This is a genomic window from Bacteroides sp. QWL-09 (assembly GCF_058683585.1).
Genome location: NZ_CM178748.1, coordinates 336,483 through 349,640 on the forward strand (window position 1 = coordinate 336,483; position 13,158 = coordinate 349,640).

General features: G+C 44.3%; 8 protein-coding genes. 7 read left to right on the top strand and 1 reads right to left on the bottom strand.

From position 1 onward, the window contains the following. The first annotated feature begins 33 nt into the window (after positions 1-33). The 4 genes from AC4PG5_RS01390 (at position 34) to AC4PG5_RS01405 (ending at position 7,608) form a co-directional block, all read left to right on the top strand. Positions 34-1,917: an amidophosphoribosyltransferase gene (locus AC4PG5_RS01390; protein WP_492029708.1), complete on the top strand. Its 1,884-nt coding sequence runs from the start codon at positions 34-36 to the stop codon at positions 1,915-1,917. 71 nt (positions 1,918-1,988) lie between these two features. Next, a complete protein-coding gene (gene carA, locus AC4PG5_RS01395; RefSeq protein ID WP_492029709.1) occupies positions 1,989-3,068 on the top strand; it encodes a glutamine-hydrolyzing carbamoyl-phosphate synthase small subunit in 1,080 nt (359 codons plus the stop codon). A 10-nt stretch (positions 3,069-3,078) separates the two neighbouring features. Continuing rightward, positions 3,079-6,306: a carbamoyl-phosphate synthase (glutamine-hydrolyzing) large subunit gene (gene carB, locus AC4PG5_RS01400; RefSeq protein WP_492029710.1), complete on the top strand. Its 3,228-nt coding sequence runs from the start codon at positions 3,079-3,081 to the stop codon at positions 6,304-6,306. A gap of 255 nt (positions 6,307-6,561) precedes the next feature. Continuing rightward, positions 6,562-7,608, top strand: coding sequence for a mannose-1-phosphate guanylyltransferase (locus tag AC4PG5_RS01405; RefSeq protein ID WP_492029711.1), 1,047 nt, complete (start codon positions 6,562-6,564; stop codon positions 7,606-7,608). A 780-nt stretch (positions 7,609-8,388) separates the two neighbouring features. Here AC4PG5_RS01405 and AC4PG5_RS01410 read toward each other — a convergent pair. Continuing rightward, positions 8,389-9,291: a helix-turn-helix domain-containing protein gene (locus AC4PG5_RS01410; protein WP_492029712.1), complete on the bottom strand. Its 903-nt coding sequence runs from the start codon at positions 9,289-9,291 to the stop codon at positions 8,389-8,391. A gap of 229 nt (positions 9,292-9,520) precedes the next feature. Between AC4PG5_RS01410 and AC4PG5_RS01415 the strand changes: the two genes are divergently transcribed. Genes AC4PG5_RS01415 through AC4PG5_RS01425 form a run of 3 tightly spaced genes read left to right on the top strand, consistent with a single transcriptional unit; the run spans position 9,521 to position 13,157 of the window. Then, positions 9,521-10,783 carry a TolC family protein gene (locus AC4PG5_RS01415; protein WP_492029713.1) on the top strand — a complete coding sequence of 421 codons (1,263 nt, stop codon included), beginning with the start codon at positions 9,521-9,523 and terminating at the stop codon, positions 10,781-10,783. 12 nt (positions 10,784-10,795) lie between these two features. Further along, positions 10,796-11,701, top strand: coding sequence for an HlyD family secretion protein (locus AC4PG5_RS01420; RefSeq protein ID WP_492029714.1), 906 nt, complete (start codon positions 10,796-10,798; stop codon positions 11,699-11,701). Then, positions 11,694-13,157: an ATP-binding cassette domain-containing protein gene (locus AC4PG5_RS01425; RefSeq protein WP_492029715.1), complete on the top strand. Its 1,464-nt coding sequence runs from the start codon at positions 11,694-11,696 to the stop codon at positions 13,155-13,157. The genes AC4PG5_RS01420 and AC4PG5_RS01425 overlap by 8 nt, the downstream gene beginning before the upstream one ends. The last annotated feature ends 1 nt before the right edge of the window (position 13,158 follow it).

Genomic DNA, 13,158 nt, shown 5'->3' on the forward strand with positions numbered 1-13,158 from the left:
GCAACAACCGAATAGTTAATAAATAAAATCTTAATGGAACAATTGAAACATGAATGCGGCGTCGCCATGATACGCTTGCTGAAACCGTTGGAGTATTATGAAGAAAAGTACGGGACATGGATGTACGGTCTGAATAAACTCTATTTGTTGATGGAAAAACAACATAATCGGGGACAGGAAGGGGCCGGCTTGGCGTGTGTCAAACTTCAAGTGAACCCTGGTGAAGAATATATGTTTCGTGAACGCGCATTGGGTGCCGGAGCTATAACAGAAATTTTTAATAATGTACATGCCAATTTTCAAGGTTTCTCGAAAGAGAAATTGCACGACTGCTCTTTTGCAAAAACAGCTTTGCCTTTTGCCGGAGAGATGTATATGGGGCATTTACGTTATTCAACAACAGGAAAATCCGGATTGGCCTATGTGCATCCATTCTTAAGAAGAAATAACTGGAGAGCTAAGAATCTAGCTTTATGCGGAAACTTCAACATGACGAATGTCGATGAGATTTTTGCTCGCATTACAGCGATCGGACAGCATCCTCGCAAGTACTCAGATACTTATATCATGCTCGAACAAGTTGGGCATCGTTTAGATCGCGAAGTGGAGAGAGTGTTTAACTTAGCCGAGGCCGAGGGACTTACAGGCATGGATATCACTCATTATATTGAAGATCATGTTGATCTAAGCAATGTGCTTCGTTCTTCAAGTAAAGATTGGGACGGTGGATATGTGATGTGTGGTATCACCGGTAGCGGAGAGTCGTTTGCTTTGCGTGATCCATGGGGCATACGACCGGCATTCTGGTATCAAGATGACGAAATCGCCGTGTTAGCTTCAGAACGTCCGGTGATTCAAACTGCATTGAATGTTTCGGCCGACTCTATCACAGAGTTAAAACCGGGACAAGCTCTATTGATCAGTAAGGAAGGTAAGGTTCGCACTTCTCAGATTAATAAAGCCTGTGAGCGTAAGGCTTGTTCTTTCGAACGAATCTATTTTTCTCGCGGAAGTGACGTCGATATCTATAAAGAACGTAAACTTTTAGGTGAGAAATTGGTTCCTTATATATTGAAAGCTGTCGATAATGATCTGGATCATACTGTCTTCTCGTTCATACCTAATACGGCTGAGGTTGCATTCTATGGTATGCTTGAAGGGCTCGATAATTACTTGAATGAAGAGAAGGTTCAACAAATAAAGAACTTGGGTCATAGTCCGAATTTAGAGGAATTGGAATCGATCTTATCGAGAAGAATTAGAAGTGAGAAGGTCGCTATTAAGGATATCAAGCTACGTACCTTTATTGCTGAGGGTAATAGTCGTAATGACCTAGCTGCTCACGTTTATGATGTGACTTACGGAAGTATCGTGCCTGGAGTCGATAGCTTGGTGGTTATCGATGATAGTATTGTGAGAGGAACGACACTTAAACAGAGTATTATCAGTATTCTCGATCGTTTGAGTCCTAAAAAGATCATCATCGTGTCATCTTCTCCTCAAGTTCGTTACCCCGATTATTATGGTATCGATATGGCTAAGATGAGCGAATTTATTGCCTTCAAAGCTGCGGTTGAGTTACTGAAAGAACGCGAGATGAAAGACATCATAGCGGAAGCTTACAGAAAGTCGAAAGCGCAAATCGGGTTACCTAAAGAGCAGATGGTAAACTATGTGAAAGAGATTTATGCTCCTTTTACAGATGAGGAAATATCGGCTAAGATGGTAGAACTATTAACGCCTAAGGGAACTAAAGCGAAGGTTGAAATTGTATATCAACCATTAAGTGGTTTGCATGAAGCTTGCCCAAATCATAAGGGGGACTGGTATTTTAGCGGTGACTATCCAACTCCGGGCGGAGTGAAGATGGTTAATGAAGCATTTATTAACTATATAGAAAAGGCTTATCAGTTTTAATGATTCTGAGATTATAAATGAAGTCTAATTTAAAAAGCAAATATTAAAGTAAATCGTCAAATATATATTAAATGAGAAATGTAACTTTAATCCTTGACGACGGGAGCCGTTTCCACGGCAAGTCGTTTGGCTACGAAAAGCCGGTTGCGGGTGAGGTTGTGTTCAACACTGCCATGACAGGATATCCGGAAAGTTTAACCGATCCTTCGTATGCCGGACAGTTGATGACATTAACTTACCCGTTAGTTGGTAATTATGGTGTGCCTCCTTTCAGTATAGAATCGAATGGATTAGCTACATTTATGGAGAGTGAGAAAATTCATGCTGAGGCTATTATTGTAAGTGATTACTCCACTGAATATAGTCATTGGAACGCAGTGGAGAGTTTGGGGGATTGGCTGAAACGTGAACAGATCCCCGGTATTACCGGTATTGATACGCGTGAGTTGACAAAAGTTCTGCGTGAGCATGGTGTGATGATGGGAAAAATCGTTTTTGATGATGAGCCCGAGAATGTCCCTGAAGCGACCTATTCAGGGATTAATTATGTAGATCAGGTTAGTTGTAAGGAAGTGATTCGTTACAATGAAGGAGCTGACAAGAAGAAAGTTGTTTTAGTTGACTGCGGCGTTAAGTCGAACATCATCCGTTGCTTGTTAAAGCGTGATGTAGAAGTGATTCGTGTGCCTTGGGATTATGACTTTAACGGGTTGACTTTCGATGGATTATTTATATCGAATGGCCCCGGTGACCCTGATACTTGTGATGCAGCGGTTCAGAACATTCGCAAAGCAATGGAAAATCAGGCCTTACCAATCTTCGGAATTTGTATGGGTAATCAGTTACTCTCTAAAGCAGGAGGAGCGAAAATCTATAAATTGAAATATGGACATCGTAGTCACAACCAACCGGTGCGTATGGTGGGGACTAATCGTTGCTTTATTACCTCTCAAAATCATGGATATGCCGTTGATAATAATACACTTGGAGCTGATTGGGCACCTTTGTTTATTAACATGAACGACGGTTCGAATGAAGGGATCAAGCATCAAACGAATCCGTGGTTCTCTGCTCAGTTCCATCCGGAAGCTGCTAGTGGGCCGACTGATACGGAGTTTCTATTTGACGAATTTGTAAATCTGCTTAAATAACCCGACGACAATGAAAGATAACATAAAGAAAGTATTACTACTCGGTTCTGGTGCATTGAAAATTGGTGAAGCCGGTGAATTTGACTATTCCGGCTCTCAGGCACTAAAAGCCTTGAAAGAAGAAGGTATAGAAACGATCCTTATTAATCCTAATATTGCTACAGTACAGACTTCGGAAGGAGTAGCCGATCAGATTTATTTCTTGCCGGTCACTCCTTATTTTGTAGAAAAGGTGATTGAGAAAGAACGTCCGGATGGAATTATGTTGGCCTTTGGCGGACAGACGGCTCTAAACTGTGGTGTTCAGCTTTTCAAACAAGGTATTCTGGAGAAATATAACCTGAGGGTCTTGGGTACCCCGGTACAAGCGATTATTGATACGGAAGATCGTGATATCTTCGTTCAGAAATTGAATGAGATTAATGTAAAAACGATTAAGAGTGAAGCGGTAGAGACTGCTGAGGATGCTCGTCGTGCAGCGAAAACATTGGGCTATCCGGTGATTATTCGTGCAGCTTACGCTCTAGGTGGTTTAGGATCGGGTTTCTGTGACAACGAAGAAGAACTGAATGTCTTGGTGGAGAAAGCGTTCTCATTCTCTCCTCAGGTGTTGGTTGAGAAAAGCTTGAGAGGTTGGAAAGAGGTAGAATATGAGGTCGTTCGCGACCGCTTCGACAACTGTATCACGGTTTGCAACATGGAAAACTTTGACCCACTGGGTATCCATACCGGTGAGTCGATCGTTATCGCACCTTCACAAACGCTGACTAATGCTGAATATCATAAATTGCGTGAATTGGCTATTCGCATCATTCGCCATATTGGTATCGTGGGTGAATGTAACGTGCAGTATGCCTTTGACCCGGAATCTGAAGATTATCGCGTGATTGAAGTGAATGCTCGTTTGAGTCGCTCATCGGCTCTAGCGTCTAAAGCAACCGGTTATCCTTTGGCCTTTGTGGCGGCGAAGTTAGGTTTGGGTTACGGATTGTTCGACTTGAAGAACTCGGTGACTAAAACGACTTCTGCATTCTTCGAACCGGCATTGGACTACGTGGTTTGTAAAATTCCGCGTTGGGACCTTGGTAAGTTCCACGGCGTAGACAAGGAGCTTGGCTCTTCTATGAAATCGGTCGGAGAGGTGATGGCTATCGGTCGCACATTCGAGGAAGCCATTCAGAAGGGTTTGCGTATGATCGGACAAGGTATGCACGGTTTCGTTGAAAACAGAGAATTGGTGATTCCTGATTTGGACAAGGCGTTGCATGAGCCGACTGATAAGCGTATCTTTGTGATCTCTAAAGCGTTCCGTGCCGGATATACGATCGATCAAGTACACGATCTGACTAAGATTGATAAATGGTTCCTTCAGAAGTTGATGAATATCATGCATACATCAGAAGAACTTCATCAGTGGGGAAATAACAATAAACAATTAAATAACTTACCTAAGGAACTGCTTCGCACAGCGAAAGTACAAGGGTTCTCTGACTTCCAGGTGGCTCGTGCAATCGGATACGAAGGAGATATTGAAGAGGGATTACTTTCGGTACGTAATTATCGTAAATCATTAGGCATCGTTCCGGTGGTGAAACAGATCGATACGTTGGCTGCTGAGTATCCGGCTCAAACCAATTACCTCTACTTAACTTATAGTGGAGTGGCGAATGATGTTCATTACTTGGGCGACCACAAATCGATCGTGGTACTCGGTTCGGGTGCTTACCGTATCGGATCGTCGGTAGAGTTCGACTGGTGTGGAGTTCAAGCTCTAAAAACCATTCGTCAAGAAGGTTTCCGTAGCGTGATGATCAACTATAATCCGGAGACGGTGTCGACCGACTATGATATGTGTGATCGCTTATACTTTGATGAGTTGACTTTCGAACGTGTCATGGATATCTTGGAATTGGAAAACCCTCATGGTGTGATCGTATCGACAGGTGGTCAGATTCCAAACAACTTGGCGATGAGATTGGATGAACAGGATGTTCATATCTTGGGTACAAGCGCTAAGAGCATTGATAATGCTGAGGATCGTGAGAAATTCTCTGCGATGCTCGACCGTATCGGAGTCGATCAGCCTCGCTGGCGTGAGTTGACCTCGATGGACGATATCAATGAGTTCGTCGAAGAAGTAGGCTTCCCGGTATTGGTTCGTCCGTCGTATGTGCTTTCGGGTGCGGCGATGAATGTTTGCTCGAACCAAGAAGAACTAGAACGCTTCTTGCACTTGGCTGCTAATGTGTCGAAGAAACACCCGGTTGTGGTGAGTCAGTTCATCGAGCATGCTAAAGAGGTTGAAATGGACGCTGTGGCTCAGAATGGTGAGATCGTCGCTTATGCGATCAGTGAGCATATCGAGTTTGCCGGTGTTCACTCGGGTGACGCAACGATACAGTTCCCTCCACAGAAACTTTATGTAGAGACGGTTCGTCGCATCAAACGCATCAGCCGTGAGATTGCTAAAGAATTGAATATCTCTGGTCCGTTCAACATTCAGTATCTGGCTAAAGATAACGATATCAAGGTGATCGAGTGTAACCTTCGTGCGAGTCGCTCTTTCCCATTCGTAAGTAAGGTATTGAAGATCAACTTTATTGAGCTTGCCACTAAGGTGATGCTGGGCTTGCCGGTTGAGAAACCTTCTAAGAACTTGTTCGAATTGGATTATGTCGGTATCAAAGCTTCTCAGTTCTCGTTCAACCGTTTGCAAAAGGCCGATCCGGTGTTGGGTGTCGATATGGCTTCAACCGGTGAAGTAGGATGTATCGGTTCCGATACGTCGTGTGCGGTCTTGAAATCGATGTTGTCTGTGGGATATACCATTCCAAAGAAGAACATCTTGCTGTCGACCGGAACCATGAAGCAAAAGGCGGATATGATGGATGCTGCTCGCTTATTGGTTGAGAAAGGTTACAAACTTTTTGCTACCGGTGGAACGCACAGAACATTGGCCGAGAATGGTATTGAAAGTACGTTGGTTTACTGGCCAAGTGAAGACGGTCAGCCACAAGCCTTAGAGATGCTTCGTAGCAAGCAGATCGATATGGTGGTGAACATCCCGAAGAACTTAACTTCAGGTGAGTTGACCAATGGTTATAAGATCCGTCGTGCTGCAATCGACTTGAACATTCCTTTGATTACCAATGCTCGTTTGGCAAGTGCGTTTATCAATGCCTTCTGTACGATGAGTATTGATGATATCGCGATTAAGAGTTGGGATGAATATAAATAAATGACAATAGAGTCATCATGACATAAAAGAGGCTGATCCTTGGTATTGCTTTGTGGATCAGTCTCTTTTGCTTTTTATACCGTTCGATTTGTTCCTCCTCTAGATTTCTCCTTTGAAAAATTCTGTCAGTTCTGTTGGTAGATTCAAAGCTTTGGGCTAAATTGCACCCTTAAACTTTTTTTAGGTCTTGTATTCATCTTTTAAACCGGACCTATTTTTTTATTTTAATGGTAATATAAACAAGTATATATGGGTATGGATAATCATATTGTGATTATGGCAGGTGGCATCGGCAGTCGTTTTTGGCCGATGAGTACGCCGGAATGTCCCAAGCAATTTATTGATGTGATGGGATGTGGACGTACATTATTGCAAATGACGGTGGATCGTTTTGCGGGTATTTGTCCTCAAGAAAATATGTGGATTGTGACTTCGGAGAAATATGTGGATACGGTTTGCGAACAATTGCCTGAAGTTCCTCGAGATAATATTTTGGCCGAACCTTGTGCTCGAAACACGGCGCCATGCATTGCCTATGCCTGTTGGAAGATCAAGAAATATCATCCTAATGCTAATATTGTGGTGACGCCTTCGGATGCTTTAGTGGTCGATGTCACTGAGTTTCGACGGTTGATCGATAAGGCATTGCGGTTTACTTGGCAGAGTAGTGCTATTGCCACCTTAGGGATCAAACCGACACGTCCGGAGACCGGATATGGGTATATTGCTGCCGGTGGACAACTGAATACCGATAAAGAGATCTTTCAAGTTGAAGCGTTTAAGGAGAAGCCCGATCGGAAAACGGCCGAAGACTATGTGTCGAGTGGCCATTTCTTTTGGAATGCGGGCATCTTTATTTGGAATGTGCGGACCATTACGTCTGTGATGCGTGTCTATGCTCCGGGCATTGCTCGGATCTTCGATCATGTGTTCCCTGATCTGTTTACCGAACGGGAAGAGGAGGTGATTCGTAAGATGTTCCCGACTTGCGAGAAGATCTCGATTGACTATGCTGTGATGGAGAAGGCTCAGGAGATTTATGTCTTGCCGGCTTCTTTTGGCTGGTCCGATTTAGGGACTTGGGGGTCTTTACATTCGTTGTTGCCTCAAGATAACTTGGGTAATGCTACCGTGGGACAAAACATCAAACTCTACGATAGTCGGAACTGTATTGTGCATACTTCGGAAGAAAAGCGTGTGGTGGTTCATGGACTCGACGGATATATCATTGCCGAAAAAGAGGATACGTTGTTGATTTGTCGCTTGGAGGACGAACAACGGATTAAAGAGTTTTCGGAATAAAGAACCCTTGGAATACGGAATCTTTGGAATACGGAATCCTTAAAATAAAGGGGCTTTAGAATAAAGAACCCTTGGAATAAAACTTTACCGATCGTTTATTGATGATTTTATGCCCGAGTATTCATCTTTGATGGTTTATGAATAATCATGAATAAGCGTTATGATTTAATCGTTTCAGCCTGCTTGTTTAGTTGAACAAGCAGGCTGAACTGTTTTATGAAGGATTATTCCGTCTGCTTTTCGTCTTCTTTCGTCTGTTTTTTGTCCTCTTCTGTCTGTTCTAGGACTATTGGAAAGTGTTATTCGAACCGTTTGTTGGCGGAGTAGTAAAAGATTGGAGCATCGCTTGTCTATTGAAGATTCTGATAGCACCGTGGTATATTTGATTTGGGTATTATAATTAGGTGATTTCTTCAGTGATTTTAATTGGTTTGAAAGCAGTATTAAGTGTTCGGTCAGTTGCATTTTTTGAGCCCTCGTTCGAAGGCTCTTCGGCCCTCGTTCGAGGGCTCATGGGTTTTCGTTCGAGGGCTCAAAAAACGAAAGCTAAATCGCAACAGATCAACACTGAATAATAATAAATTCGACTTAAGTAACAACTGCTGAAACTTAGATAAAAATAAATGAGATAGGGCTTCTGGAGTATAGAATAGATCGAATGGAGTATAGAATAGGTCGAACGATTAACGGCATTGGAGGATTGGATTGAGCTATTGGATTGAGCTATTGGATTAAATTAACGGTATTGGGTCGTTGGCATTCAATTAACGGCATTGGTCTTTACTCTTTCTGATAGGTTTTAGGGGTCATGCCCACCTTCTTTTTGAAGAATTTACAGAAAAAGGAGGGATTAGGGAAGTTGAGTTTGTCGGAGATCTCGAAGATTAGGGCATTGCTATGTTTAAGCATAACTTTTGCTTCTAGCACAATTGCTTGATCGATCCAGTCCATCACCGTTTGCCCACTGATTTGCCGGATGACGGTATTCAGATAGCGTGGGGTGAGACAGAGCTTATTGGCATAATAATCAACTCGACGTTCGGTCTTGCAATGTTCGTTGACTAGACCGATGAAGCGTTGGAAGATTTCTTCTTGATGGGTATTCTTCGATTCTTTGTTTTCTTGACGCGTCTGATAACTGGATTCGACTTGATGGAGTAAAGCTTTGATCAGATTGCCAATGGCCTTTTCTCGGAAAGAAGGCTCTTGTAGGATGTCCCAAATTAAGGTAAAGAAGAGGTCGACTTGCCGGACTTCATCAGGCGATAGGTGGAAAGAGAGAGTGGGGCGACTGTTTAGAAAGTAACCGAAAAACTCTTCATTACCGTGAGGGAGGATCAAATCATCGCCGATGGCCATCATTTGTAGATTGAAGTCGGCCGTGTAGTCGCGGAGTTCGATAATGGAACGACCGGGAACTAAGATCAGCATATTCGGAACAAGTTCATATTCGATCAGATTGACCAAGACTTTTCCTGATCCTTGGCGGATAAACACAATGCGTTTTTCTTCTATCTGATAGGGCTGATTCTTACGAAAAAGCGAAGAGCCGACCTCTCGGAAACTATTCACGTAACCAAAATTGGAAGCAATAAACCGATATTCTTTATGTTTGACAATGCCTTGTCCGCTCAATAAGGCTAGATCGAGCTTTTGAGGTTTTTGCAATGGTTTTGTGGTCATAGCTGTGGGTTTTGTCCGGTAAAGATAATATAAAAGTGTTTTTGGAACTTTGTTTGAACATCCGTTTTTGATTTTTTGTTCTTTTTTTATGAAGGAAAGGGTGATGAGTGGGTAAACCGACCTTCTAAATCGATATGTTCGAACAAATAGAGCATTTCAGCCAACCAATGGGAAATTATCCTTTGGGTTTTACCTTTATCTTTGTAATCAGAAATTAAAGCATGAAGCAATGATGAGACGAAGAAATATTTGGAAAGTGTTGTTTTGTTTTTCACCACTGTGTGGGTATGGACAAATCACTTTAGATTACTGTCGGAAGTTAGCTCAGGAAAACTATCCGCTTGTCCGTCAGTATGAATGGATCGAGAAGTCGGAGGAGTATACGGTGGCTAATGCTTCGAAGGGGTATTTGCCTCAGCTCACTCTATCGGGCAAGGCGACGTATCAGAGTGAGGTGACTGAACTTCCGGTGAAGATTCCTTCGGTTGATGTTCAGTCGATACCCAAAGATCAGTATCAGGTGATGGCTGAGCTCAAACAGACCATTTGGGATGGTGGGGATATCCGGATGCGAAAACAATTGGCGAAAGCAACATCGGAAACTGAGCGTCGGCAACTTCAGGTCGATCTTTATGCGCTGAACGATCGGGTTGATCAACTGTTTTTCGGGATTCTTTTATTAGAGGTGCAACTCGAGCAGAACCGCTTGTTGCAAACGGAGTTGACCGAGACGGAGCGAAAGGTCTCGGCTTATTTGACTCATGGTATAGTGGGGACGGCCGATTTGGATGCGGTGAAGGTGGAGCGGCTGACCGTTCGACAGAAGGAGGTTGATCTGTTGGCTTCGAAGCAGGCTTATGTCGCGATGTTGGAACGGTTCACCGGGGAGGCTTTTCCTAAGGGGGAGATCTTCGAACGGCCGGTGGCAAGTTGGGATCGTGAGGAGGCGGTGATTCGCCGTCCGGAACTTCTGGCATTCGATAGCCGCCTGTCGCAACTTGACGTGCAAGAGAGGGCTTTGAACGTGCGGCATCGTCCACAGATCGGACTCTTTATACAAGGGGCTTATGGGAATCCGGGGCTGAATATGCTAAAGGATAAGTTTACGCCGTTCTATATCGGTGGGGTGCGACTCTCTTGGAATTTTGGAAGTTTGTATACATTGAAGAACGATAAACGACTGATTGAGAACCGTCGCCTTCAGATTGGAACTCAGCGGGAAACTTTCTTATTGAATACACGGTTGCAGATGACCGAACAGGAAAGTCGCATTGCTGCTCTGCGGCAACAGATGGTCGATGATGACGAGATGATTCGTTTGCGACAGAATATTCGTCGCGCGGCAGAGGCGAAAGTGGCTAACGGGACGATGACGGTGACGGACTTGCTGCATGAGATGACGGCCGAACGATTGGCGTGTCAGACGAAGGCGGCTCATGAAGTACAGTTGCTCATGAAGATTTATCAATGGAAACAGACTACAAATAATTAAGGAGACAAGGGTATGAAAAAAAGTATAGGATGGCTGTCATTAGCCTTATTAATGGGTTGCGCCGGAGGTAAAGAAAACTATGATGCAACCGGAACGTTCGAGACGACTGAAGTGGTGGTTTCTTCTGAAGCCTCGGGGCGTTTGCTTCGTTTGTCCCTTGAGGAGGGAGATTCGTTGGAGGCTAATCGAACAGTCGGACTGGTCGACACGGTGCAACTTTCTTTGAAGCGTGATCAGTTGCTGGCTAACCTGAAATCGGTCGAGAGTCAACGTCCCGATTTGCAAAAGCAGATTGCCGGATTGAAACAGCGACTGTCAACGGCTTTAAAGGAGAAACAACGGGTAGAGAACTTGCTGAAAGCAGGAGCGGCTAATGGGAAACAGTTGGATGATTGGGAAGCACAAGTGGCTTTGCTGGAGAAAGAGGTTGCTGCTCAGCAATCGTCTTTGCAGAATACGGTGAATAGTCTGTCGCAACAAGGATTGTCGGTCGCTATTCAGATCGCCCAAGTAGAGGATCAATTGAATAAATGTCGTTTAGAATCGCCTATTAATGGGGTGGTGTTGAGTAAATATGTGGAAGAGGGTGAGCTTGTATCGTTTGGAAAGCCGTTGTTTAAAGTGGGAGATATGAGGCAAATGATCTTAAGGGCTTATCTGACTTCGACGCAGTTGGCTTCGGTGAAGACCGGCGATCGGGTGATGGCTTATTTAGATTATGGCACAGATACACCGATCTCTTATTCCGGTAAGATCACTTGGATTTCTGATCGGGCGGAATTTACGCCGAAAACGATCTTGACGAAAGATGAACGTGCCGATCAGGTGTATGCGGTGAAGATTGCCGTTCGGAATGACGGGCGAATTAAGATTGGCATGTATGGTGGGGTCGTTTTTAAACCGTCTAAAGATGAGTAAACTGATTGTTGTTGAGGGGGTCAGTAAGTCGTACGGTACGGTGAAAGCGTTGAATGGCGTCTCTTTCTCTGTCGACCGTGGGGAGATCTTTGGTCTTATTGGTCCCGATGGAGCCGGAAAAAGTACCCTTTTTCGGGTGCTGACCACCTTGTTATTGGCCGATGAGGGAAAAGCAGCGGTCGACGGCTGTGATGTGGTGCGCGACTATAAGTTGATTCGCCGTCGAATTGGCTATATGCCCGGAAGATTCTCGCTTTATCAGGATTTGTCAGTTGAAGAGAATCTGGAGTTCTTTGCCACTCTTTTTCAGACGACGGTTCAGGAGAATTATCATTTGGTCAAAGAGATCTATCAGCAGCTTGAACCTTTTAAGAAACGACGGGCAGGGGCACTTTCCGGTGGAATGAAACAGAAACTAGCCTTGTGTTGTGCACTGATTCATCAACCTTTGGTGCTCTTTCTGGATGAGCCGACTACGGGGGTCGACCCTGTCTCTCGTAAAGAGTTTTGGGATATGTTGAAGGTCCTTAAAGAAAAGGGAATAACCATTGTCGTTTCTACTCCTATTATGGATGAGGCCCGATTGTGCGATCGGATTGCTTTCATACACCATGGCGTGATTCAAGGGATCGATATGCCTGAGCACATCCTCCGACAGTTTGCCTCTATTCTTTGTCCCGATGGTTTGCAACGTGCAGAATCGGAACATCGGCATGAGGCGGTGATTGAAGTTGATCGTCTAACCAAGGAGTTTGGCTCTTTTAGAGCAGTCGATCAAATCTCGTTTACGGTTGGCCGTGGCGAGATCTTCGGATTTCTTGGAGCGAATGGCGCCGGTAAGACCACCGCCATGCGTATGCTTTGCGGATTGAGTCGGCCGACTTCGGGCCGAGGGCGTGTGGCCGGCTACGATATTGATCGGGAATCGGAAGAGGTCAAGCGGAATATTGGTTATATGAGTCAGAAGTTCTCGTTGTATGAGGATCTAAAGGTGTGGGAGAATATTCGTTTGTTTGGTGGAATCTATGGAATGGATGATCTGGAAATCGCTGAGAAGACCGATCGTTTATTAACAAAATTGGGATTCATCCATGAGAAAGAGACTCTTGTTAAGAACTTACCGGTAGGATGGAAACAGAAACTTGCTTTTTCGGTGGCTATCTTTCACGAGCCTAAGATTGTCTTTTTGGATGAGCCGACCGGTGGAGTCGATCCTGCAACCCGTCGTCAGTTCTGGGAATTGATTTATGAAGCGGCCGATCGCGGAATTACGGTGTTTGTGACCACCCATTATATGGATGAAGCGGAGTATTGTAACCGGATTTCGATCATGGTCGATGGCGTGATAAAGGCGCTCGATACGCCCGATAATCTCAAACGGTCGTTTGGTGCAGAGAGTATGGATGAGGTTTTTCAACAGTTGGCACGTGGTGCCATACGTCAAGCGGATAAATAGT